This is a genomic window from Pseudoalteromonas sp. SG43-3 (assembly GCF_014164385.1).
Classification (GTDB): domain Bacteria; phylum Pseudomonadota; class Gammaproteobacteria; order Enterobacterales; family Alteromonadaceae; genus Pseudoalteromonas; species Pseudoalteromonas distincta.
Genome location: NZ_JACJFC010000001.1, coordinates 353,124 through 378,347 on the forward strand (window position 1 = coordinate 353,124; position 25,224 = coordinate 378,347).

Annotated in this window: 23 protein-coding genes and 1 tRNA gene; 19 read left to right on the plus strand and 5 right to left on the minus strand. The window is 38.0% G+C overall.

What is annotated here, in order from left to right; genetic code table 11:
- Positions 1-245: 245 nt before the first annotated feature.
- From rppH to H5157_RS01775, 17 genes are all read left to right on the plus strand, one after another.
- Positions 246-764, plus strand: coding sequence for an RNA pyrophosphohydrolase (gene rppH / locus H5157_RS01695; protein WP_002958704.1), 519 nt, complete (start codon positions 246-248; stop codon positions 762-764).
- Between the two features lie 30 nt (positions 765-794).
- Entirely contained in the window at positions 795-3,059 is a 2,265-nt protein-coding gene (gene ptsP / locus H5157_RS01700; protein WP_002958703.1) for a phosphoenolpyruvate--protein phosphotransferase, read from the plus strand.
- 90 nt (positions 3,060-3,149) lie between these two features.
- Entirely contained in the window at positions 3,150-3,959 is an 810-nt protein-coding gene (locus H5157_RS01705; protein ID WP_002958702.1) for a sulfite exporter TauE/SafE family protein, read from the plus strand.
- Between the two features lie 13 nt (positions 3,960-3,972).
- Positions 3,973-4,776, plus strand: a complete 804-nt coding sequence (gene lgt, locus H5157_RS01710; protein ID WP_002958701.1) for a prolipoprotein diacylglyceryl transferase — start codon at positions 3,973-3,975, stop codon at positions 4,774-4,776.
- A gap of 13 nt (positions 4,777-4,789) precedes the next feature.
- Positions 4,790-5,641, plus strand: coding sequence for a thymidylate synthase (locus tag H5157_RS01715; RefSeq protein WP_002958700.1), 852 nt, complete (start codon positions 4,790-4,792; stop codon positions 5,639-5,641).
- A 23-nt stretch (positions 5,642-5,664) separates the two neighbouring features.
- Entirely contained in the window at positions 5,665-6,543 is an 879-nt protein-coding gene (gene galU / locus H5157_RS01720) for a UTP--glucose-1-phosphate uridylyltransferase GalU (protein WP_002958699.1), read from the plus strand.
- A 698-nt stretch (positions 6,544-7,241) separates the two neighbouring features.
- The gene (locus H5157_RS01725; RefSeq protein WP_024594911.1) at positions 7,242-7,925 is read left to right on the plus strand and encodes an SPOR domain-containing protein; all 684 of its coding nucleotides are present in this window, start codon (positions 7,242-7,244) and stop codon (positions 7,923-7,925) included.
- Between the two features lie 369 nt (positions 7,926-8,294).
- The gene (locus H5157_RS01730; protein ID WP_182723991.1) at positions 8,295-8,849 is read left to right on the plus strand and encodes an SPOR domain-containing protein; all 555 of its coding nucleotides are present in this window, start codon (positions 8,295-8,297) and stop codon (positions 8,847-8,849) included.
- A gap of 115 nt (positions 8,850-8,964) precedes the next feature.
- Positions 8,965-9,567 carry a DUF4402 domain-containing protein gene (locus H5157_RS01735; protein ID WP_170071817.1) on the plus strand — a complete coding sequence of 201 codons (603 nt, stop codon included), beginning with the start codon at positions 8,965-8,967 and terminating at the stop codon, positions 9,565-9,567.
- Between the two features lie 3 nt (positions 9,568-9,570).
- The gene (locus H5157_RS01740) at positions 9,571-10,053 is read left to right on the plus strand and encodes a DUF4402 domain-containing protein (protein ID WP_024594914.1); all 483 of its coding nucleotides are present in this window, start codon (positions 9,571-9,573) and stop codon (positions 10,051-10,053) included.
- 9 nt (positions 10,054-10,062) lie between these two features.
- The gene (locus H5157_RS01745) at positions 10,063-10,893 is read left to right on the plus strand and encodes a molecular chaperone (protein ID WP_182723992.1); all 831 of its coding nucleotides are present in this window, start codon (positions 10,063-10,065) and stop codon (positions 10,891-10,893) included.
- A complete protein-coding gene (locus H5157_RS01750) occupies positions 10,880-13,825 on the plus strand; it encodes an MSCRAMM family adhesin SdrC (RefSeq protein WP_259399339.1) in 2,946 nt (981 codons plus the stop codon). Before H5157_RS01745 ends, H5157_RS01750 begins: the two co-directional genes overlap by 14 nt.
- Before the next feature lie 10 nt (positions 13,826-13,835).
- Positions 13,836-14,465 carry an SPOR domain-containing protein gene (locus H5157_RS01755; protein WP_182723993.1) on the plus strand — a complete coding sequence of 210 codons (630 nt, stop codon included), beginning with the start codon at positions 13,836-13,838 and terminating at the stop codon, positions 14,463-14,465.
- Positions 14,466-14,521: 56 nt separating this feature from the next.
- Positions 14,522-15,115 carry a FlgO family outer membrane protein gene (locus tag H5157_RS01760; protein WP_033021561.1) on the plus strand — a complete coding sequence of 198 codons (594 nt, stop codon included), beginning with the start codon at positions 14,522-14,524 and terminating at the stop codon, positions 15,113-15,115.
- Between the two features lie 13 nt (positions 15,116-15,128).
- Positions 15,129-15,821, plus strand: coding sequence for a FlgO family outer membrane protein (locus tag H5157_RS01765; protein WP_024589981.1), 693 nt, complete (start codon positions 15,129-15,131; stop codon positions 15,819-15,821).
- Between the two features lie 7 nt (positions 15,822-15,828).
- Positions 15,829-16,497, plus strand: coding sequence for a FlgO family outer membrane protein (locus tag H5157_RS01770; RefSeq protein ID WP_182723994.1), 669 nt, complete (start codon positions 15,829-15,831; stop codon positions 16,495-16,497).
- 72 nt (positions 16,498-16,569) lie between these two features.
- Positions 16,570-16,644 (plus strand) — tRNA-Arg (locus tag H5157_RS01775).
- Positions 16,645-16,860: 216 nt separating this feature from the next.
- Here the strand turns inward: H5157_RS01775 and H5157_RS01780 are convergent.
- From H5157_RS01780 to H5157_RS01795, 4 genes are all read right to left on the minus strand, one after another.
- On the minus strand, positions 16,861-18,618 hold the full coding sequence (locus H5157_RS01780; RefSeq protein WP_182723995.1) for a GGDEF domain-containing protein: 1,758 nt from the start codon (positions 18,616-18,618) through the stop codon (positions 16,861-16,863).
- Positions 18,619-19,020: 402 nt separating this feature from the next.
- On the minus strand, positions 19,021-19,953 hold the full coding sequence (locus H5157_RS01785) for a hypothetical protein (RefSeq protein ID WP_002961341.1): 933 nt from the start codon (positions 19,951-19,953) through the stop codon (positions 19,021-19,023).
- Positions 19,954-20,098: 145 nt separating this feature from the next.
- The gene (locus H5157_RS01790; RefSeq protein ID WP_182672506.1) at positions 20,099-21,547 is read right to left on the minus strand and encodes a dihydrolipoyl dehydrogenase; all 1,449 of its coding nucleotides are present in this window, start codon (positions 21,545-21,547) and stop codon (positions 20,099-20,101) included.
- An 81-nt stretch (positions 21,548-21,628) separates the two neighbouring features.
- Positions 21,629-22,357 (minus strand): glutathione peroxidase, encoded by a 729-nt coding sequence (locus H5157_RS01795; protein ID WP_182692706.1) that lies wholly within the window; start codon positions 22,355-22,357, stop codon positions 21,629-21,631.
- A 113-nt stretch (positions 22,358-22,470) separates the two neighbouring features.
- Between H5157_RS01795 and H5157_RS01800 the strand changes: the two genes are divergently transcribed.
- The gene (locus H5157_RS01800; RefSeq protein WP_182723996.1) at positions 22,471-23,373 is read left to right on the plus strand and encodes a LysR substrate-binding domain-containing protein; all 903 of its coding nucleotides are present in this window, start codon (positions 22,471-22,473) and stop codon (positions 23,371-23,373) included.
- Here H5157_RS01800 and H5157_RS01805 read toward each other — a convergent pair.
- Positions 23,357-24,550: a flagellar assembly protein FlgT gene (locus H5157_RS01805; RefSeq protein WP_182692704.1), complete on the minus strand. Its 1,194-nt coding sequence runs from the start codon at positions 24,548-24,550 to the stop codon at positions 23,357-23,359. The two genes, H5157_RS01800 and H5157_RS01805, sit on opposite strands and share 17 nt — an antisense overlap.
- A gap of 140 nt (positions 24,551-24,690) precedes the next feature.
- Between H5157_RS01805 and H5157_RS01810 the strand changes: the two genes are divergently transcribed.
- Entirely contained in the window at positions 24,691-25,149 is a 459-nt protein-coding gene (locus tag H5157_RS01810; protein ID WP_024593173.1) for an LPP20 family lipoprotein, read from the plus strand.
- Positions 25,150-25,224: the final 75 nt, after the last annotated feature.

Below are 25,224 nucleotides of genomic sequence, written 5' to 3' on the forward strand. Positions count from 1 at the left end.
GATTTGTTTGCAAAATGAGCGTGTTTTACAAAAGTTATGCACAAACTGTGAGTAACTAGAGGAAAACAAGAACCGCAATAGCTTTGCTGAGTTATTTTCTAAATATTTACCTATTCTCTATTAATTTATCAACATACTAAAAGCTCAAACTTAGCTCACTAATTGGCTTGGGTATAATAGTATTTGCCGTATTGCGGCTAATGTGGAACAATCATTAAAAATCGACTTACAAATGAGGCACTAAGGTGATTGATGCCGAAGGTTTTCGTGCCAATGTCGGAATTGTGATTTGCAATAATCAGGGACAGGTTTTTTGGGCCAGACGTTATGGTCAACACTCTTGGCAATTTCCCCAAGGTGGTGTTGATGATGGCGAAACTGCAGAACAAACCATGTACCGTGAATTACACGAAGAAGTAGGGTTGCGACCAGAAGATGTAGAAATAGTCGCAAGCTCAAAACATTGGTTACGCTATAAATTACCCAAACGATTAATCCGCCGAGACTCTAGTCCGGTGTGTATTGGGCAAAAACAAAAATGGTTTTTACTAAAATTACGCTGTAAAGACGAAGATGTAAATTTACTTAAAACCCATCATCCAGAGTTTGATGATTGGCGCTGGGTAAGTTATTGGTATCCTGTACGACAGGTTGTATCGTTTAAACGGGATGTTTATCGACGAGTAATGAAAGAGTTTGCTCCTTTCGCCATGCCTTTTAATAAGAGAGAACAACATAAAGATCATTGGCGAAGTAAAAGGTAGTAATTTCTCGATACAATAAAGGAGCAGGGTATGCTGGCTACACTGAGATCTATTGCGGAGTCTGTATCGCGACAAGCGAATTTAGACAGCGCATTAGTGTGCTTTGTGCAAATGGTTAAAGATGCCATGAAAACCCAGTGCTGCTCCATTTATTTTGCAGATTACAGCCAAGACAATTTTGTACTTATGGCAACCGAAGGGCTAAACCCCGATGCGGTAGGTAAGTTTAGAATTGGTTTTACCGAAGGTTTAGTTGGCCTAGTAGCGCAACGCGAAGAACCTATTAATATTGCATTTGCTAAATCGCATCCTCGTTTTAAGCTCTCCCCCGAAGTAAACGAAGAAGGCTACAACGCTTTTTTATCTGTACCCGTTGTTCATCAAAAAAAAGTACTGGGTGTTATTGTTGTTCAACAAAAAATGGCACGTGTATTTAGCCAAGACGAAGAGTCGTTTTTAATAACGCTTTCTGCCCAGCTTGCTTCACAGTTAGCGCATGCTGAAATTAAAGAAATACTCCGCCAAGATGAGTCATCTCATCAAACGTCTGTTTTAAAAGGCGTATCGAGCGCGCCTGGAATAGGTATAGGGCAAGCATTTGTTGTATTACCAAAACTCGATTTTAAATCTATTGAGCTTTTAAAAGACAGTGACGTTACTGAGCAGCGCCGTTTGTTTACACAAGCTGTAGCTGCAACGCGCAAAGAATTTAATACCCTATCTATGACGCTAAGCGATTCTATTCCGCACGAAGCTCTTGCGGTATTTGATGTGTATCAACAACTGCTTGACGCTAAAAGTTTAGGGCATAATGTTGAAATGCAATTACAAGAAGGCTGGTGTGCTAAAAGCGCCCTAAAAATTGTAATAGAGCGTTTAATATCTCAATTTAATGCCATGCAAGACCCTTATATAAAAGAGCGTGCTGTTGACGTTAAAGACATTGGTCTTCGCGTATTACACCATCTTGTAAATACCGAGCACGCTGTTAAAAATTATCCGGCCAACACTATCTTAATTGCTAATACCTTAACACCCGCCATGCTAGCTGAGGTGCCAAAAGGTCACTTAACAGGCGTTGTAAGCGTAAATGGCTCTGCAAATAGCCATGCTTCTATATTAACGCGCGCGATGGGGATCCCTGCCATTTGGGGTATAGAAGATTTACCTCTACTGCAGTTTAATGGCAAACCGATGATTTTAGATGCATTTGCTGGGCGTTTATATATATCGCCTTCGCAAATGTTGATGGATGAATACACAGAGTTACAGCATCAAGATAACCTACTTAATAACCGCTTTTTAGCTGAGCAAGACTCAGAATCAATTACGCTTGACGGTGAGCATGTTAGCTTATTATTAAACGCAGGCCTTGAGCTTAATACCGAGCAAAGTAGCGCGCATATTTGTGACGGTGTGGGGCTTTATCGAACCGAAGCGTGGTTTATGCAAAAGGGTCAGTTTCCTTCGCAATCAGAGCAAGAAAATTGGTACCGAGAAGTACTAACTAGCTATCATCCTAATCCTGTGGTTATGCGTACATTGGATATTGGGGGCGATAAGGTACTCGATTACTTTAACATTACCGAAGAAAACCCATTTTTAGGTTGGCGTGGCATTCGTATTAGCCTTGATCACCCAGAGTTATTTTTAGATCAACTAAAAGCGATGCTTAAAGCCAATATTGGTTTAGGCAATCTAAAAATAATGCTCCCTATGATCAGCGGCACTGAAGAAGTTGATGAGTCACTTGCATTATTTGAACAGGCTTATTTTGAGTTAAGTGAAAAATACCCAGAGCAAACCATAGAAAGACCCGACATAGGGATAATGCTAGAGGTACCTTCAAGTGTATTTATGCTTCCAGAGTGGTCAAAAAAAGTCGATTTTTGCTCAGTAGGTAGTAACGATTTAACACAGTATTTATTAGCAGTAGACAGGGCTAATGCACGAGTTGCCGAACTTTTTAACCCTTATCACCCGGGCGTACTCAGGGTACTAAATAAAGTAGCGCGTGAATGTGAGCAATATGAACTGCCGTTTAGTTTGTGTGGTGAACTAGGCGGCGATCCTGAAGGGGCTATTTTGCTTATTGCCATGGGTTACAGGCGCCTTAGTATGAATTTATCATCGCTTAATAAAGTTAAATGGGTACTTAGGCGTTTAAATGTCAGTGACATGGAACAACTATTAAGTGAATGCTTAGCGCAATCCACAGCCAAACAAGTACTACGTTTAACGCGAAGCTTTATGCTAGAGCATAAATTAGGTGATTTGTTTTACACTCCCAAATAAGCTTATACGCCTAATTAATTGCAATACACAGATGCTATTAGTTTTATAATCCTTTAATATATAAACCTTAAAAGGGTATTTGAGATTACTATGTATGACTTAGGTTTGTTAGTCGCAAGCTGCGCACTACTAGGCTGTATTGTTGGGTTTTTAGCTGGGTTACTAGGCATTGGTGGCGGTTTAATTATCGTTCCAGTTCTAAGCACTCTGCTACTGTCATTTAATGTAACGTCAGCTGATCATGTATTAGTAATTGCTATTGCAACCTCACTCGCCTCTATTTTATTTACTTCAACGTCTTCAGCGCTGGCTCATCATAAAAATGATAACGTGCCTTGGGATATTGCCCCATGGGTTATGTCGGGCGTGGCTTTAGGTGCACTTATTAGTGGCTTTGCAGCTAGTTTAATCCCTGAACAAATATTGCGTACAGTGTTTGCTATAAGTGTTGTATTTATTGCAGCAAGAATGGTGCTATCCGCGCGTAATAAACCGATGTCAGATAAACCGTTACCAGCAGGTCCTATTTTAGGTGGATTTTCTGCGATAATGGGCGGATTATCAGGTTTAATTGGTATTGGTGGTGGTGCTTTAATAGTACCTATGCTTAATTATTTTTCGGTTGATATAAAAAAAGCAATTGGCTGCGCAGCCGCGTGCGGAATTGTTATAGCATTATTTGGCTCTATTGGTTACATCAGCGCAGGCTGGCATGTTACCGATTTAGAGCATGGTTTTGCTGGGTTTGTTTATTTACCTGCATTATTTGGAATTGTTATTACCTCGTGGTTTGTTGCGCCTATTGGCGCCAAAGCAACTCACTATTTACCTGTTAATACAATTAAGAAAGTTTTCGCGGTGCTGCTTGTAGTTATCGCAATTAAAATGGTTTTTAGCTAAAGGTTTATTTTTTATGGCACTTGAGTTTCCTCAAATTGATCCAATTATTTTTTCTGTTGGACCGCTAAGCGTACGTTGGTATGGCTTGATGTATTTAATAGGTTTTGCATTTGCGATGTGGTTTGCAAATCGTCAAGCATCAAAGCCAAATTCGGGTTGGACTAAAGAGCAAGTAAGCGATTTACTGTTTTACGGCATGTTAGGGGTAATACTAGGTGGGCGTATTGGCTACGTATTGTTTTACCAGTTTAGCTACTTTATAGAAAACCCACTGTATTTATTTAGAATAGACCAGGGCGGTATGTCGTTTCATGGTGGAACACTTGGCGTTATAACTGCCGTCGCAATTTTTTCGTGGACGCGTAAAAAGTCGCTTCTTCAAGTGGGCGACTTTGTTGCACCACTGGTTCCTGTAGGGCTTTTAGCTGGACGTATTGGTAACTTTATAAACGGTGAATTATGGGGGCGTGTTACCGACGTGCCATGGGCAATGGTATTTCCAACGGGCGGTCCGCTTGCGCGTCACCCATCGCAATTATACGAAGCATTTTTTGAAGGCTTAGTGCTGTTTTTAATCCTGCAATGGTTTATTAAAAAACCACGTCCAGCAGGCAGCGTAGCCGGTGTATTTTTATTAGGTTATGGCGTGTTTAGATTCTGTATTGAATATTTCCGCCAACCCGATGCACAATTAGGTTTATTTGCCGACTTTATATCAATGGGACAAATACTTTCGTTACCTATGATTGTAGGTGGTTTAGGCTTATTAATTTGGGCATATAAACAACCTAAACAAATAACCACAGCTAAAGCATAATAAGAAGTAACGCATGAAACAATATTTAGAATTATGTCAGCGTATTGTTGACGAAGGGCAGTGGGTCGAAAATAAACGTACAGGTACGCGTTGTTTAACCGTTATCAATGCTGATTTAGAATACGATGTGGCTAATAATCAGTTTCCGATGATCACTACACGCAAAAGTTACTACAAAGCAGCGATTGCTGAATTGCTAGGCTATTTACGCGGGTACGACAGCGCTGCGCAATTTCGTGAAATTGGCTGTAAAACGTGGGATGCTAACGCAAACGATAACAATGCATGGCTTAATAATCCTAACCGTAAAGGTGAGGATGACATGGGGCGTGTTTACGGCGTACAAGGTCGTGGTTGGCAACGACCAGATGGCTCAACGCTTGATCAGCTTTCCAAAGTTATTAATAACTTAAAAAATGGCATTGATGACCGTGGTGAAATAATCACGTTTTATAATCCAGGTGAGTTTGAGCTTGGTTGCCTGCGCCCGTGTATGCATACACACACTTTCTCCTTACTTGGTGATACGCTATATTTAACGTCATACCAGCGAAGCTGTGATGTGCCACTTGGCCTTAATTTTAATCAAATTCAGTGTTTTGTGTTGCTTGCGCTAGTGGCTCAAATTACCGGCCACAAAGCGGGTAAGGCGTATCATAAAATTGCTAATGCACATATTTACGAAAACCAACTTGAGCTGATGCGTGATGTGCAGTTAACGCGTGAGCCATTTGCATCACCTCAGTTAAAAATTAATCCAGAAATTAAATCATTAGAAGACATAGAAACGTGGGTAACACGAGACGACTTTGAAGTAACAGGCTATCAATGCCACGAAGCGATTCAATATCCATTTTCAGTATAATAAAAGATTAAGGAAAACATAAAATGAAAGCAGTCATCCCAGTAGCAGGCCTTGGTACTCGTATGTTACCAGCCACTAAAGCAATTCCTAAAGAAATGCTGCCAGTGGTAGACCGTCCTTTAATTCAATATGTAGTAAACGAAGCCGTTGCTGCAGGCATTAAAGAAATAGTGTTAGTAACGCACTCAAGTAAAAATTCAATCGAAAATCACTTCGATACGAGCTTTGAACTAGAAGCTACTTTAGAAAAGCGTGTAAAGCGGCAACTACTTGCCGAAGTGCAAGCAATCTGCCCTAAAGACGTAACCATTATTCACGTACGCCAAGGTGAAGCAAAAGGCTTAGGCCATGCTATTAGTTGTGCTGCGCCTATTATTGGTAACGAACCGTTTGTAGTTATTCTACCTGATGTAATTATTGATGATGTAGAGAGCGATCTTAAAAAAGATAACTTAGCAGAAATGATCGCTAATTTTGAGCAAAACAAGCATAGCCAAATAATGGTTGAGCCAGTACCAATGGATGAAGTAGATAAGTTTGGTGTGGTTGATTTAGGTGATGTTGACTTAAAACAAGGTGAAAGCTCGCCAATTTTTAACATGGTAGAAAAACCGCCAGTAGACGAAGCGCCATCTAACTTAGCTGTAGTGGGTCGATACGTATTAAGCGAAAACATATGGCCGTTACTTGCAAAAACTCCGCAAGGAGCAGGCAATGAAATTCAATTAACTGACGCAATTGCGATGTTAATGGAACACGAAAAAGTAGATGCATACGCTATAAAAGGCCGTAGCCACGATTGTGGAAGTAAAATTGGTTATTTAAAAGCGACTATTGAATTTGCACTTCGTCGCGATGAATTTGCTGATGAATTAAAGTCATTTATTAAAAAACTGATTTAACAGTTAATGTAAATCATGAAAGGCGCCTATATCGGCGCCTTTTTTATGAGTTTTATCAGGCCTGTTTATCTTTCGAGGTTAAATTTGCAGCAGGCTGTTTGGTATTTAGGCAAGGCAGAGCCTATGTAGTGTGGTTATTCCCCATAAATAGGTGATAACGTAGTATAGATGCCAAACATGCGCTGCCCGAAGGGTTCTGCCTCGGGGCAATTTACTCTTTGTTGCCTACATGGATGTAGGTAAGGGGCGTGAGCAGGACGCGGAAGCTTTACTCGGTTTTTACTTATTCTTACAGGGATGTAAGTCAGTAGAATAACGGAGGAGCAGTTATCGAGCCCACTAGGTTACAAACCTCGCGCCGCGATTAAATAGCCCCTAGATTGAACAAGTTTTAATCCTGAAAGGTCAACAGGCCCTAGAGTAAAATAAGAAATGAGCCTCTTTAAAAATAAAATTTTTAGGTCATTACAGACATATTGTTATTTATGTTGTAAAGTTTGTGTTAACTGGCATTAAATTTGTATTAAATAATGCTCTCAAGGAAGGGTGGGAGTATGCAACGTTGTGTTTTACAAAACACTGACAAGCATGCGAAGAGCTAAGTTTTATAGCTCACAGCTTAAATAAAGTTAAACGCTTTCTTGTGAGAATGTTTAACTGAAATGTAGTGAAAACACTGCTTTCAGGACAGCAAATACATGTTTATATATAAAAAAAATAACATTGGGCTTTTACTTAGCTTGCTAATGCTTTTATTTGGCACAGCATGCAGCGTTACGCCTGAAATAAAAACCATTGACGAACAACCTCAAAGTAACTCGCCTGACTACGTCTCAATTACAGCCTTGGAGCTTGCTCAGCTAAAAGATGCTGCAATGCAGTGGCAACAAGCACGCGAAGGTATAGAGCGAATTTTAAGATTAGAAAAAGAAATAACTTACCTCGTAAATCATATTGATATTATAAACAGCAAAGCTATTGCGCAGTCTAATCAAGGGTATAGCAGCAAGTCTGTACGCTCACCTCGAAACACACGTAATGTTAAATCACGCCAACAAGTTAAACAAAACTACAGCAATAAAAAACAAGCTGTAAAATTAAATAAACCAAAACATGTATTTGCTTTGCAGGTAGCTTCGGTTGACTCAGAGCAAGGTGTGGCTAAAGCATGGCAAGAGCTAAATACTAAAGCAGCACCGTTGTTTAGAGACAAAATATTGACTAACGTAGAAACCGCCAAGATAAACGACAAAATGTTTTACAGACTAAAACTAGGCTCTTACCAAAACTTTAAAAATGCAAAAGCAGATTGTGACGTATTCAAGCTGTATAAACTCGATTGTATAGTAAGTAACTACACCGATAAGCCAGTAAGGCTGTAGCCCGTATTACGTAATATCAATCTGTAATAATACCTAATCAATCTTGGGGATTAAACCTGACGCAATTATCGCTAATAATTTTGATATACGAGTGCACGGAGGCAGTAGCTAGAGCAATACAGCAATAACTAGTGATAGTAATTAAATAATGCAATTTTGTTTTGTTATCAACTCGGTTTTCTTACTTTAAAATAGACTACTTAATTAAAAAGTTGCTATAAATTGGCGCAAAATTTGCTTTGATTTATTATCTTGGTTAGTAGAGTGCATTTTGCAATGCGGTATTTGAAGTCTTGTCATTTAATATCAGTTTTATTCTTATCTTTTTATTTATATGGATGCAGCAGCGCAACTGTAAATAACGAGAGCGTGCAGCATTCTTTAATAACTGATAAACAAGTAAAAGAGTATGTTTCGCAGTGGCACTTACAGCAAGAAAGCATTGGTCGTTTAACTGCTATGGAAGATGATTTACAGCTATTAATTATGGCGTTATCGTCTCAAAGTGAATTAACTGAAAACCCTCCTTTACTCATGCAAAGTAAAATCGATATCACCTATGGTAATCAGCCTTCACAGAATTTGGAACCGACGGCACTAAATAACACTCCCGAAGTAAAAACACCAAACTTACAAAATTCAGAACTCACCTTAACAGATGAAACTAAAATTGGAGCACAGCTTGGTTGGTATTTAAAGCCTGAGCTTGTTAAAGCAAGAGTCGAAAAGCTTAAGCAATTATATCCCAGTGCATTTACTCAATTTAACTTTACTATGTTTGAACGTAAAAATAATAATATGACTTTGTATGGATTACGTGTAGGTCCATTTAAAAACGATGCTCAAGTAAGTGCGTTTTGTTATTTAGCTAATCAGCTTGCTCAAGTATGTAATATTGCTGCTTTTGTCGGAAAACCAATATAATTAATAAATTAGGCCTTTTAAACTTATATAGTATTAAAGTATTTGTACTAATAGTCGATACTAACTATAGTTGGGCAAATATTTGATAAAGCCCATTTTCTTATAAGGATTTAGCATGAAGTTTTATTTATCTGCATTAGCTGTAGCCACCGTGGTCAGCTCGTTTAGCACTTATGCTGCTACAGAGTCATTTGAAGCGAAAGTAACAGTACAAAATGCTGTAGTACTCACAAAAGATAACGATTTAAATTTTGGTACTATTCGTGCTATTTCAGATCCATTAGGCGCCGAACAAGCAACGCTGACAGTTAATCCTGATCCAGCTGCGAGCCCTGTTACTTCACAAGATAATCCAACTGGTAACGCTGCGAGTATCTCAATAATTGAAGGTGGTGAAGCGGGTGCTTTCAGTGTGTCAGATGTAGTACCAAACTCTATTTTAACCATTAGCGACCCAGTAAATACTTTAATACTACCCTTAGCTGGCCAAGGCTTAAATGAACCTGATTTTACTGTAGATGCTTGGACTTACTTTATAACGAGCGGAACAAATGCAGGAGCGCTTTATACGCAGGGTACTCCTAACCTACAAGCTGGTGCTGATGGCGCTGTATCATTTAATATAGGCGCGACTCTTTCTACTTCATCAAACGCATCAAGTGTTGATTACCCTGATGGTGAGTATTCTGGTAGCTTTAATATTGAAGTGTCATATTAATTAGTGTTTAAACAAACAATGCGCTTTTTGTATGTTTCTGCTTGGCTTTCGTTAATGTTTAGCGAGCAAGCCTATAGCGCAAGCATACAACAAGAAGCGCTTAATTTTGGCACTTTAGTTATCCCTCAAAATAATACTTTAAGCTCTATCACGATTAACCACAATGGTGAAATAACCACATTTGGTAGTATTTACGTATTAACTGAGGGGAATCCCGCAGAACTTTTATTTACCGATTTACCTCCGCTTACTCAAATATCGTTTAATAAAATGAGTGACTCTACATTGCAAAGTGAAGTACTTGGAGCTAATAGTGCCAAGTTTTCGGTTGTATTAGTGGATTTACCAAGCACGCAAACTAGCGATGAATTTGGAGATCTTTTACTCAAAGTAGGTGGCCGTTTAATAACGACAGGGACTAGCCAAAGTTACTTAGATGGTAGTTTTATTACTGACACCCAATTAGAAATTACGATTGATTACTAAAGGAAAAACATGCTTTATAAAGTTGTAGTGCTGCTCGCACTGAGTGTATGTATTTTAGGAAAAAATGCATACGCAAATTTACTTATCTCTCCAACCCGTATTAGTTTTGATGAACGTCAACGAACCGCTAAAGTTACCGTAATTAATACGGGGGATGAATATCAAACATATCGTGTTTTATGGAGTGAGAAGCAAGCGCAACCTAGCGGTGGCTACATACAGTTGGCAGAGGCTACAAGCGAAAGTTTAAGTTCAATGGCACGTTTGTCACCAAAACAAATGCGTTTAGCACCTGGTGAAAAACAAACAGTAAAAATAGCAATACGTAAACCTAAAGGTCTAGCTTCTGGTGAGTACCGCTCTCATCTTCTATTTCAAGCATTGCCTGGTGAAAATACTAATAAAACAAGCTCAATAAAAGTTAATATGATTATGAGCTACAGCATTCCTATTTTGTTACGTAAAGACATGAAAGAGCCAGAAGTTGCCATAGAACAAGCTAAGCTAGTGCTAAATGAAAGCAATCAACGTCCTCAGTTTTTATTGAATATAAAACGAGAAGGTAAGTTTAGTAGCTACGGTAAATTAAGTGCTTACTTTGTTGATAGCAATAACGAGCAAGTTAAAATTGCAGAAATTGGTAATTTAAGTATTTATCCAGAAGTGGATAATGCGTTTGTAACCCTTAGTTTATTTAGTGACAAAAATTTAGATAAAGCAGGAAAAGTCATTTTTAAATATGAAGGCAGTCAAGAATATAAAGACCTTACATTTGCACAATACACTCTGCCTTTAACCTCACAATCACTTAATGTTTTAACTGTGAATGACGCTAAATAATTTATTGTATGCACTATTACTAAGCATAAGTAGTTTGCTTAGTAATAGTGTAATAGCTAATCCTAATTCTTCCGTGGGGGATGCTTTAACAACACTACGCGCAATTGAACTAAAGCTAACTAAGCCCGTTGAAGTAATTGATTATAAAAACAAAGAAAATCAGCAACAGCGAATCGCCACAGGCGAGTTATTAATACTTTCGCTTTATTTAAACTCATACTACTTAGGTGAAGTTGCAGCAATTAAAAGCGAGCAAAGTGTACAAGTTAGTTTAAGCGACTTATTTGATATTCTACAATTTGCAATGAATGTTGATGCTAGCAATCGAATTGCTCAAGGTGTTGGAGCAAATCAACAACCTCTTTTTCTAAATGCAGCGGTTACACCCGCTGTATTTACTAGTCCTACACAGAGCTACTTATTAGCAAAAAATCAAATTACCATTGAAGATGATATTTATGTAGATATTCAAAGTTTACATAATGCTTTAAATCTAGAGTTTAATATTGATTACCCAGATTTAGAATTACTTATAAGCTCAGAGATCCCCTTACCGGTTGAACAACAAAGATACAGACAGTCGCGCAACCTAAAATCACCTAACAAGAGATCGCCACCTACGCTCCCATGGAAAGCTAGCCCATATAAAGCGCTATCTTCTCCGGTTGCCGACTTACAACTAAATTTTACCGCGAGCGATGATAGACATTCTACGAACTATTCACTTTTAGGCACTCAAGACTTTGCGTATTTATCTGCAGAGTATTTTTTGTCTGGACGAAGTACTGACTTACTTACCAACTCTAGGTTAACGTTTACAAAGCAAAACTTAGACAAAGAAATAAAAAACAGCTTCATGCCTACTGAAATATCTTTTGGTGATGTTATCGCCACGCAAGTGGGTAATAGCTACAGTAGTCAGTATGCCCGAGGTGTTAAAGTTTCTAATAATGTAACCAATAGAAAAATAGTCAATAATCAAGTTAACTTAAGCGGTGCTATACAGCCAGGTTGGGATGTAGAGCTGTATCGTAATGAAATATTAATAGACCAGCAGCTTAGCCTCGCAGATGGGCGTTATATTTTTGATAATATAAACCTATTATTCGGAGCTAATAATTTTGAGCTTATTTTTTATGGGCCTCAAGGTCAAGTTGAGCGTAAAAGTGATTATTACTTTGTGGACGGAAATCAACTTAAGCAGGGACAAGGTAACTATGAATTGTCGGTTACTGAACAAGGCAAGCAGTTACTAAATAACAATGTTTCAAGCTCGCAGGGGCAGGGTTGGCAAGTTGCGGGTAGATATGAGCAAGGGCTTACAGATAATATATCTGTATACACTGCTACATCAGGTCAAAAAAATACGGATGACGATCTACTTAAGTATGCATTTGGTACCAACATAAGCTTGTTTGACCGATTATTATTAAATGCGAATGTTGAAAAAAATAATAATAATGAACAAGAATTTGAATTTACAGCCCGAACTCAAATTGCCGAACAATCACTACTTTTTAGCGCTACAAATCGTACCGACGAACAGCAGCAAGATTTTAATAGCTACCAAATAAATTTAGCTGGTGGGCTAATGAATAATACCTATGGACGCCTTTCTTATCAAAATAACATCCTATATGACGAGAGTGATACTAGAGGGCGTTTTAAGCAAGTACGCAACCAGTTCAACTACTCATACTCAGGGTTTGCACTAAGTAACCAATTGCTGTGGCAACAAGACGATAGCTCTAAGAGTACTTTTGGAACAACACGTTTTCAAAAGCGCTTTGGGAGAACCTACACAAGGTTTGGTATAGATTATAGTATATCGCCAGTAAGTGAGCTTGTTAGTTACGAGGCTGAGTTTAGCCGCAACTTGGGCCGAGATTTACAAGCCGAACTGACTTTAACTGATTCACTTCGTAATAATATTCAATCGGCCGAATTAGGGCTCAATTGGCAAAGCGACAAGTTTAGTTTAATGAGTAACTTAAACTACAACAGTAACGATGATTGGCGGCTCGGTATTTATAGTCGTTTTAGCTTAGGGTTTGATGTTGAACACAATACATATTTTGTCTCTAAGCGCAGCTTAACTAACACGGGTAGCTTAATGTTACGCGTATTCTTAGATCAAAATAATAACGGTATTATGGATGATGATGAGCACGGCGTTGCCGGCGTAAAAGTAAAAGGCGTTCACAATTATCGTCAAGCAATTACAGACGAACACGGCGTTGCGCTATTAACTTCAATGCCAGCAAATCGTACAACAGATATAATACTTGATAGAAATAGTTTTGAAGATCCGTTTTTAATATCAGCTAACGAGGGTTTTTCTATTACCCCAAGGGCTGGTTTTGTAGAGTATATGGATTTTGCATTAAATAATGCCAGTGAAGTGGAGGGAGTTGTTTATCAACAAAAAGGTGATACAACACAGATCCAACCCTTTGCAAATATAGCGCTGTTGAATGAGAAAGGGGATCAAGTTGCACAAACTCAAGCAGCATATGATGGCTATTATTTATTTACAGACCTTAAACCGGGGCAGTATAAAGCAGTAATTGATGATGAATATAAACAACGCAAGCAGCTAAAAAACACTCAAAATATAACAGTTAATTTATCGCCTCAAGGAGATGTAGTAATGGGCGTTGATTTAACGTTAAAGGCGCTCAGTGCAACAACTGGAAGCATTGCCAATGCAGGAAGTTTTAGTTCGTTAAATATCTTAAAAATTTATTACCGTTTAATAGCACCACGAATAGAGCAGCAAGAAGCTTTTTATATGCATGATAAAGCTAAAAATAAATTTATTTTAGCCTTAGCGTACGCAACAAACAGTTCGCCAGAGCTTATTTCTGTATGCGACTCAGTAAAAGCGCAAGGATTAAAGTGTGTTGTTGAAACACATAAAATACTCCATTAAAGGAATTAGGATGAAAAGAGTTCAATGTATATTTTTAATCAGTGCAATGTTGCTAAGTTATGGTTGTGCGAATAATAAAGCAATTGATAATAGTATTACTCAGACGGAAATAGCTGACGAAAAAAGCTACGTAAAAATAACAAAGCAAGAACTTGAAGCTCTAAAAATGAGCTCCCAGCAGTGGCAAAATATGAGGCCTGAACTTGCGCGCTTATTACTTATTGAAGAAGACTTAAGCTTACTAATATCGCAACTTAATACAATTGCAAAAGAAAATGAGCAGAAATACGCACCAGTAATAAAAGCAGAAATCGTTAATACCAACAAAATTAATCGCTCCAATTTACAATTAACAAAACCAGTTAATCCCAAATTTGCTTTACAAGTGCTTTCAATAACGCAAAAAGAACAACTCTCTTTAGCTTTTAGGCAACTACAAAAAAAGCTTCCTAGCTTACTAGGCGATAACTTTGTGATGAATGTTGAAACAATAAATGTAAAAGGAGTTATGTATAACCGTTTAAAGCTAGGCGCATACATAGACAAAAAAAACGCTATGGCTGACTGTCTAAAATTAAAGAGCCAAAATATAAATTGTTTAGTTAGCTATTACGTAGATCAGCCCTTTATCGCACAATAGCTAAGTCGGCATACAAATTGCTTTATCCTCAGTATGTTTTGAAGAGGATGGCAATTATGCGCCTTTTACTGCCTTTATTATTTTTAAATTTAGCTGCTTGTAACTTGGTGCCACCACCAGAACCAAGTGTGCCTACAAATGCACCTAAAGCGGCCATGGCTCCTTTTACGGTTAATGATTATGTAGTGAATTTAACGTCGCAACTTAACCACCTAAATGGAGCGTTAAATGCTAATGCACGTGTTGGCGTTAGTAGCTTCTTCTATGCAGACGCACTAGATACAAAATTAGTGACAGGGCAGGCCTCAGGCTTAAGTCAGCAGATCCAAGAAAGTCTGCTTACGCAATTTACGCAACTAGGTTATCACACCGTTGAGTACAGACTTGGGAATAACCTTTCTTTATCAGAAAACTCAGACAGTATTTTAAGTCGCGATTTAGGTAAATTACGTAATCGCCAAAATATTGACTTGGTTATCACAGGAACAGTGACTCGCCAGCAGCATGCATACATAGTTAATGCACGGCTTGTGAATATAGAAAATAAACAGGTGCTCTCTGCGGGAAGTACCGAGATCCCAATTAATGTAATGTGGGGCAATGAGAAAATTCAGCAGCGTGACGGACTTTTATACCGAAGCGAATACTAATTTGGAGCACAAAATGAAAAACCTATTAATTACATTATGCTTACCACTGGGCTTTGGTTGCTCTCAAATACTAGGCACAATGAATACAGACACCGCAACACCACAAAGTGAGCAAAGCAATCAACTGGTGAGTAACCAACGCGACGTTGCAGCGCCTGTTTCTGACGATAACTTATTTCAGTCAGGAATGGCTCCACAAGATAACTACACAAAAGCAACACCGCCAATGCGTAAAAATATTAACCATTATGTGCGCGGCATAATGCAAGACATGGTTGAAAACTTACAGTACGTAAGTGAACAAACACCATTAGCTGTTTCGAGTTTTATTTTTTTAGATGAAGACTACAACGATGGTAGCTTACTAGGGAATCAAATTGCAGAAAGCTTCATGCATGAATTACACAGCTTTGGTGTACCCGTTATTGATTTTAAAACAACTGATTATATGCGCGTTACCTCAACAGGCGACTTTGTATTTAGTCGCGACTATTTAGAGCTAAATCAAGATCAAAACTTTAAGTATGTACTAGCCGGTACGCTTGTAAACCATCAAGGGGGTGTACTTGTTAATGCACGTATTGTTGGGCTAGAAAGTAAGGCCGTAGTCGGTTCTGCACAAGGGTTTATTCCACAGTCGGTTGTTGATGCGCTTAATAGTAGCTATCGCACTGATGGCATAATGTTAAAACAAGCAAGCAAGTGAGATAATTATGTATAGTAAATTATTAAACCGCTTTATCGTTTTTTTTGCTTTAGCTAATTTAACTGGTTGTGCCTTTACTCAAAATAATGAAAGTGCTGAAATGAATGCATCTTCAACCACACAAGTAAATTATGACCTAGCAAGCATGCTTAAAACAGCTGAGCAAAAATCAACTCAAGACGATGCTAACGGCAATCAATTTACACCACTTCAGCACCATAAAACACTTGCTAACTATGTAGAGCAAATGGCACTTGATTTGGTTGATACGCTTGAGTTTGAAAGTGATACCGACACCAATATTAATATTGCCGTTACTACCTTAGTAGATCTTGATTCATCGCTTACTAAAAGTAATCAATTGGGTAATCAAATTTCTGAAACATTAATTCATCAGTTACAAAAGTTTGGTTATGGCGTGGTTGATTTTAAAACAACCCAAACAATAGATGTAAATAGCCGTGGTGATTTTGCTTTCTCGCGTGATATTGAAAAGCTTAGCGAAGAGCAAATGGCGAGCCATGTATTAGCGGGTACATTAATTTATCGCAGAGATGCTGTTGTTGTAAATACACGTGTAATTAACGCGCATACAAAAAAAATCGTCGCGAGTAGTCGAAAACTAATCCCAATTTATGTACTAAATAAAGAAGATATATACTTATCAAGTAATTAAGTTCAGTTGTCGCTTGATATAAAAAACCAGATGCCGTTATAATTCACACCTCTAAGCACACAGCTTATTTGTGGCCTCTTAGTTAAATGGATATAACGGCCCCCTCCTAAGGGGCAGTTGCAAGTTCGATTCTTGCAGGGGCTACCAATTAAATCAAAGACTTAATCTTTATCCAAAACTAAGCGATACTAGCTACTTGTTTGGCCAACTTTAGTTCTTTAGTAATCTTTGAAACTTTCGCTCAAAAGTAAAAAGCTGCCGTTCAAATTACTATCTTTTGGATAATTGTGTATCCAAGCTGAAAGTCAGTTTTGTCATCGATATATATTTTCTTACCGCACATAAGGTAAAGTTCTTAATTAGCTATTTTGGGGCAAAGCAAACTCTGTTTTTACCAGATTTTTTAGCTATATATAACTTATCATCGGCTTTCCTTATTAATGAATTTAAATCTGAATCAGAATTGCTATAAAGTTCAACTGCTCCCATTGAGAATGTTATATTTGAAAGACCATCGACTTCAACCTTGGATAATTTACTTGAAAGACGCTCAAATAAATTTTTTGCTTCTTCAATTGAAGTAGCTGGTAGGATAAATAACCACTCTTCACCTCCCCAGCGACCAAATTTATCCATTGCTCTAATATTTTCTGAAGCAATATCTGCAAATTTCTTTAGCACAAAATCCCCCACATCATGCCCATAAATATCATTTATAGATTTAAAGTTATCTAAGTCAGCCAATAGTATTGTTAAATTTTGACATTTGCGTTGAGCAATTGCTAATTCTTTGGTTGCTTGAAGGGTAATTGCTCGTCTATTTGGCGCACCAGTTAGCACGTCAATCATTGCTAATTTACTCAGTTCATTTTTAGATTTTTGACTCCGGTAAACAATGAGTGAAAGCAAAAGTACAGTTATCGATAACGTGATAATAAACATAACTAAAATATAATTTTTTTGTTTTTCATTTTCTTTTTCTAATTTAGTTACTTCAAGCGACTGTTCTAAAATTCTGTTTGCGCTTTTTTGCTCTTCAACTTTATATTCAGAGAGTAATTCATCTAATTCTTTTTGGCTCTTATCGTCTTCACTAAGTAAGTTTTCGTAATACTTATCTTTATATTTCATAGCATCTTCGAATCGTTTTTGTGACTTACTAAATTCAAAAAGCCATTCATATAACTTTTTTATCTGATAGTCGTCCATTAAGCTATAGTGGTCTTCAATTAATTTATTAATCATGGACTCAGCTTCTGACAATTCACCATAACTTTGTAATAATTGAATATATAATATGGAGCCGTCTAATGCCGTTCTAGTGACGCCAAAGTCAGATAATATTTGGATAGCCTCTTTTAATGTTGATAAGCTTTTGTTCTTGTCTTCAATCTCCAAGTACCCCCAATAAAGTAATACTTCAGCTTTGGTTACACAAGAATCCACTGAATCTAGCATGCTAACCCATTTATCTCTTTTCTTTTTATATTCAACAGCACTATCAGTATTTAAATCGGGATAGGCTTCGCTGCCTTTTCTAAAGTTAACGTATAATATTAATTCAGGATCACCAATTTCATTTGCTTTAATCTCAGCTTTATCAAAATAGGTATTTTTTTCTTTTTCTATGCTCGATTCGGCATTATCAAAATAGCCGCCTATTAAAGATAAAGCTCTAACTTCAATAGAGTTTTTTGGCTCACCTATAAAATAGGATTTGTATTCACTAAGTAATGCAATTGCTTTTCCAGTCTTTGAATCCCAAAACCAACTTTGAGCCATTACGTATAGATGCCATGCAAAGCGAGGATTACTTTTATCTAAAATATTTAAGGCTGTAATCTTGTTTCTAATAAGCTCTATGTTATTTCTATCTTTTTCAGCATCAGCAATTGTTAACTCACTGAATAAAAGGTGAGTTTCAATATTGTTATGAACACAATGATTTTTTAAATGTTCGTTTATTGCCTTTAATTTTTTGACGTTTAGAGTCTCTATCGAATTATAAAGACTTGAAATAACAGAGCCATAATTTGTACAACGACTCTCTTGCGCATTGCTATGAAATGTAATGAGAGTCATTACTAAAAGAGCGGTGAGAATTAAAGGTTTCAACTTCATTGTTATTTACTGCAAATTATAGTGGTAAACCAATTTCCGTTTAGGTTATCAGAAAGAATAAAAGTTACTACACATACGCTAAAATTTATATGCTGCTATGCATATAAATAAACTTCGAGACATTATAGTTAGGAGTTGTAAGTTATATCCGATGTTGTTTATAAGCGAGTATTGGGAAGGAGAGTGCTTAGGGAAGGTCTACTTTGTAAAGTTAAGTGAAAAATACAAAATGATCGTAATCTTGTCTGAACTAATACAGTTCAATGCTGTTCTTGGAAACTTAAGGCGTTAATAACTAATCCGTGAGGCGTTAGCAAAGAATCAACTTTCTGGTTAAGTTCTTATAAATAAAAAAGCGAGTAAATATAAATCCACTCACTTTATAATTTTGTTAGCTAGGTCTTAACCATCACTAGTAATTTTATCGATTAACTCACTAAGCACGGCTTCAGCTTTACTTGTTTCTACTTGGCAAGTACCTGCATTTAAATGGCCGCCGCCGCCGTATTTAAGGCACAGTTCGCCAACATTGGTGTTTGAACTGCGGTTAGTTATTGATTTACCTATGGCATACACTACATTTTGCTTTTTAAGGCCCCACATTTTATGAATCGAGATATTGCAGTCGGGGTACATGGCATAAATAACAAATCGGTTTGTGGCGTAAATTGTTTCTTCTTGAGTTAAATCAAGGACCACTAAGTTTTTATGGACGGTAGCGCATTGAGAAATTTGCTCTTTGGCTTTTTCGTTATGCTCGTTATATAAAGCAACACGTTCGGCTACGTCTTCCATTTGTAGGATTTCTTCGATGCTCTGATCTTTACACGCATCAATCAGTTTCATCATTAATTGGTAATTTGAAATTTTAAACTCGCGAAAACGGCCAAGTCCAGTTCGCGCATCCATAATAAAGTTCATTAATACCCAATCGGTTGGGTTTAATATTTCGTCTTTTGAAAACTGAGCAGCATCGCCTTTGTCTACCGCGTCCATCATTTCAACAGAAATATTTGGAAGTTTTTCAGCGCCGCCATAATAGTCATAAACTACGCGAGCTGCTGATGGGGCTTTTGGGTCAATAATATGGTTTTTTATGTCGCTTGAGTTGCGAACGGTTTCGCTAAGGTGATGATCGAATGCTATATGACAGCCTGCAACGTAGGGGAGGTTGGTCGTAATGTCGTTTTCGGTAATGTCTATTTTGCCATCTTGCATGTCTTTTGGATGAACAAATAAAATATCGTCAATTAGGTCTAAGTCTTTGAGCAATACGGCACAAACTAAGCCATCAAAATCGCTGCGAGTGACTAGTCTAAATTTATTATTGGGCATAGCTATTCCATCTTTTTAATTGAATTATCAATTAAGTGTAACAGCTAAATTTTTTTTTGAGAGGTTAGCTTAAAAAAATTATAAAAAAAAGCCAAAACGTTAGTTTTGGCTTTTGCTTAGCAAGTTTGTATGTGTGGCAAATAGGTTATGCGCCTGGACCACATTCCATACATGAATTTACAATGTCTGGGCCAAATTTAAGTTTGGCGTTTAAGTCGCGAAGGGCGGTACGTAACCCTTCTTCAATTACTGGGTGGTAAAATGGCATATCAAGCATTTCTGGTACGGTCATTTTGTTTTGTACAGCCCAAGCTAATAAGTGAGCGATGTGTTCGGCTTGTGGGCCAATAAATTCTGCACCTAAAAATAAGCCTGTGCCTTGCTCTGCATATACACGCATATGACCTTTGTTTTTAAGCATTACTCGGCTACGGCCTTGGTTTTCAAAGCTTACTTCGCCTACTTCAAAACAACCGCATGGGCCTAATCGGTCAGTAATTTGCTTGTAGCTTTCGCCTACCATTGCTATTTGTGGGTCGCTAAATACAGCTGCAATTTTTGCTCTGCGCAGACCTATACGTACATCTGGGAAGCGCCCTGCATTTTGACCTGCAATAGCACCTTGGTCAGATGCTTCGTGTAACAATGGGAGCATGTTACTTGCATCGCCTGCTATAAATATGTTTGACTCACCACACTGCATTGTATGTGTGTCTGCGTGCGGTACGCCGCGTTCATCAAGTTCAATGCCTGTGTTTTCAAGGCCTAGTTTATCTACGTTAGGTACTCGGCCTGTGGCTGCAAGTACGTAGTCAAACTGTTCGGTGTGTTTTTCACCTTGTTTGTCGGTGTAAGTTAGCTGTGCTTTGTCGCCAACTTGCATCATGTCAGATACGTTTGAGTCGGTATCTACAAAAAATTCTTCAGCAAAAACAGTATTTGCGTAGTCTTTTACTACTGGATCTGTAAGTGGGCCAATTGCGCCGCCTACACCAAATAGTTTTACATTTACGCCTAGTCGGCTAAGTGCTTGGCCAATTTCAAGACCTATTACACCAGGGCCAAATACAGCGACTGATTCTGGTAGGTCATCCCAATCAAATACGTCGTCGTTTATAATAAGTTTGTCACCAAAGTTATTAAATACGCCAGGGTATGAAGGGCGTGAACCGGTGGCAATTACAAAGCGTTTTGCTGTAATAATTGTATGGTCGTCTATTTGTACGCGGTTTGCGTCTAAAAATTTAGCGTAACCACGAATTTTATCACCATCTGGTAATTCATCTACGGCTTCTACTACGAACCCTGCAAAACGATCTCGTTCACTTTTAACGCGTGCCATAACTGCTTTGCCATCAATGACAGGCTTTGAGCTATGAACACCAAATGCAGGTGCCATTTCAATTGCGTGTGCGGCTTCGGCGGCTGCAATCAATAACTTGCTTGGCATACAACCAACACGTGCACATGTGGTGCCGTATGGGCCTGATTCGATCATTAATACATTTTGTGTGAACTGTTTAGCATTACGATAAGCACTTAAACCAGCAGTGCCAGCGCCTATAACAACAACATCGGTTTGCAATTCTTTCATAGTGGTATCCTTTATTATTTTCAATCTAAGCGATGAGATTGATATAGAGGGGCGCGTACGCCCCTGCTATTTTTTACTTAATTAAGCAAAGTATTTTTCTAAGTCGTCTGAACCACCGATGTGCTTACCACCAATGAATATTTGTGGAACAGTGTCACGACCAGATACAGCTTTTAGACTTGTTAGTGATGCGCCTGCACCCATAACAATCTCTTCATATGCGAAGCCTTTTTCTGCAAGAAGCTCTTTTGCTTTTTTACAAAAAGGACAGCCAGGTTTAGTAAAGATGCTTACAGGTTCTGGTTTAGCTTGCTTAGGGTTGATGTAATCAAGCATTGTGTCTGCGTCAGATACTTCAAACGGGTCACCTGGTAAATCTGGTTCGATGAACATTTTGTCAACCACGCCATCTTTAACAAGCATAGAGTATCTCCAGCTGCGCTTACCAAAGCCTAGATCGTTTTTGTCTACTAACATGCCCATGCCGTCAGTAAATTCGCCGTTGCCGTCTGGTAATAAAGTAATGTTTTGCGCTTCTTGATGCTCAGCCCATGCGTTCATTACAAAGGTATCGTTTACTGATAAACATACAATTTCGTCAACGCCGTTTTGCTTAAGTACGCCTGCTAATTCGTTGTAACGTGGTAAGTGAGTTGATGAACATGTTGGTGTGAATGCACCAGGTAGTGAAAACACTACAACCGTTTTACCTTTAAAAATTTCATCTGTTGTTACTGATTTCCATTCGTTATTTTGACGAGTTGCAAATGTAACACTTGGGACTGTTTGACCTTCGATATTGTTTAACATAGTTTTTTGTTCCTCTTGATTTGTTGATAGCCATTATGGCGAACAATTAAATATAGTTCCAATCGTTTGTTTGTATTAAACTGATAGTTATAAACTATCATGCGGAGCTGAATATGAACTTAAAAGATTTTGAATATGTAAAAGCAATAGCGCAATACAAGCACTTTCGCAAAGCTGCCAATGCATGTTTTGTAAGTCAGCCTACATTAAGTGGCCAAGTAAAAAAACTCGAACATGAGCTTGGCGTTACTTTATTTGACCGCTCAACTAAACAAGTTACGTTAACAGCAAAAGGTGAACGTTTGTTGACGCAAATAGAGATTATTTTAGAACAAACGCAAATACTCAAAGAACTTGCTGCTACTTCTAATGAGCCTCTACAAGGTAAATTAACTATTGGTATTATTCCTACCATTGCGCCTTACTTGTTGCCTGCGTTATTAACATCAATGAAAGCGGCATTTATTGATAGTCAGTTTTCGTTTATTGAGATGCAAACAGCAACAATTTTAGAAGCTTTAAATAATGGCGAACTCGACTTTGCTATTTTAGCCGATGTGCCAGAGCTTATTAATTACCACACGGTTGCTTTATACAAAGAAGATTTTTTAGTGGCGGTATCACAAGATAACGCGCTTTCTAAGCATAAAACAGTGGCGTTGAACGACCTTCAAGGATGCAGCCTACTAATGTTAAGTGATGGTCATTGCTTTAAAGATCAAGCCCAAAAGTTTTGTTTTTCTGCGGGAGTCGATATATCTAATCAGTATAAAGGTAATAGTTTAGAAACATTATTAGCGTTAGTGGCCATGGATGACGGTATTACATTTGTACCAAAACTGGCATGTACCGACCGTGTAGGGATTGATTACTTGCCTATATTCCCTAATCAGCAGCGTAATGTGGTGTTTGCATGCAGAAAGCATTATCCGCATTTATCGGGTGTAGAACAATTGGGCAAGTGGTTATCGGCTCACCCTAATTTAAAAGCTAAATTAACTAAAGATCTTGGCTGATTATTTCTACTACATCGTTAATTTGCACGCCAGGTAGTGGTTTGTCATCAATACTGACAGCTACTGCAGTTTGCTGATAAAGCTGCTCAACGCGAATTTTATTAAGCGTGGTGATGGTGTGTGGCATAACATTACCCGCTGCGTCGGTTAAATAGTTATGGTGCGCAATGCTTAGCATCTGGCCTTTTTTTAACCCATGAGCTTTACCTAAATTAATAACGATTTTGCTATTTTCCATGTGCATTATTTTGCCTTGAGTTGGCAAACACGCCATGGCTGCTTGAATGTCATAACTTACTGCTTGGTTGATATCGGTTATGCTTTGCCCATAAGGCGATTGCCAAAACCTATCACTATTAACGTCAACTATGGTTGTTTTTTCAAATGGCCAAATTGCTTGAGTATGGTAACTATTTTGCCAAAGTTGCTCATAGGTAGTGCCATCAAATAATACAAATTCAATGTTGTAACTGCGCTCGTACGCCTCGTCTTGCCAAAATGCATAATCGTTATTGAGTTTGTCGCTAGTTGAAAGGCTGGTTATTTGGCTAAGCAGTACATATTGAGCGTTACTGCGCGAAGATATTTCTTCTAATTGGGCATTTGAATAGTCGTGCTGCTGCGAAAAGTACTTATCAACGCTTATTGCATTATTATAGTAAGCAATAGGTACTGCGCTCATTTTTGATTTTTGCAGGGAAGTAAAAATATTTTTGCTAATAGCTTTGCTTACGTCAAATATTTGACCCATTTTGGCGTGTTCACGATGAACAAGTTGGCTTTGTGTAACGGCCACAAACTTATTAAAACTATTTTGTGGGCATTGCTCTGTTTGAGAAAAAATATCGAGCCGTAATGTAACGGCAAATTTATTGTCGTATTTATTTTCGCTGACCAGTTCAATTTTTTGAATTTCTCCGTGGCTGCTAATTTTTAGCTGATCTTGCATCAACACGCCATCTACCAACGTTTGCACAGAGCTAACCCGTGCGCCAGAGAATACTAACGCCTGTGTAATCGCATCTTTTATAGCGGCAGATTTAGCCGCGCTTGTATCACCATTTTGGACGTTCGCGTGACCCGTTGATTCATACCACTGTGCTTTAGTAAAAGGGGAGAACGTTAATAATGCCGTTGCACTTAATCCTGCAAATGCCAATGATAAAAACGACTTCATAATTTTACTCCAATTAAACGTTAGCTATTAACTAGGTAGAGCAAGGACTGTACCAATGTTATTTGGTAATTATTAGTAATGCTATAAATGGCATTAAACGTGCATATGTACTGCTAATTACTATACAAGGGCTAAATGCTATGCGAGCAATTTCATTACTTATTACACTTGGGTGTTTAACCTTAGGTGGTTGTAGCAGCGTTTTTGATAAGCATGTTGAATATAAATATGTAGAGCCAAATAATTACCCCGTTTTAAAAGCGATAGGGTATGCACCTATTAGCTTGCAAAAAGGTGCTAACTTGTCGCAAAAGCAACTTATGGCCATTAAGGCTTCTAAGCTTGAAGCTTACCGGGAGCTTACTGAGCAAGTCTATGGGCAAAAAATTACCGCAGGAACAACGGTGGAAGGCTCAATTGCTCAAGACGATTACTTAGAAAGTAAAGTGCAGGGGCTTATTAAAGGTGCACAAATAATTAAAACTTACGCAGTAGATGATACCTACGTGACCGAGCTTGAGCTTAATATGAAGCGTGTGCACGATTTATACATAGGTGAAGTAAAACCACGCGAAGTTAAAAAAGTAACGTACTACTAAAAAAGTTATTCAAAATATCTCATCCTCCTATATTGAGTGCTATGCTGTTGTTAGGATTAATTTTAAGCAGATTGC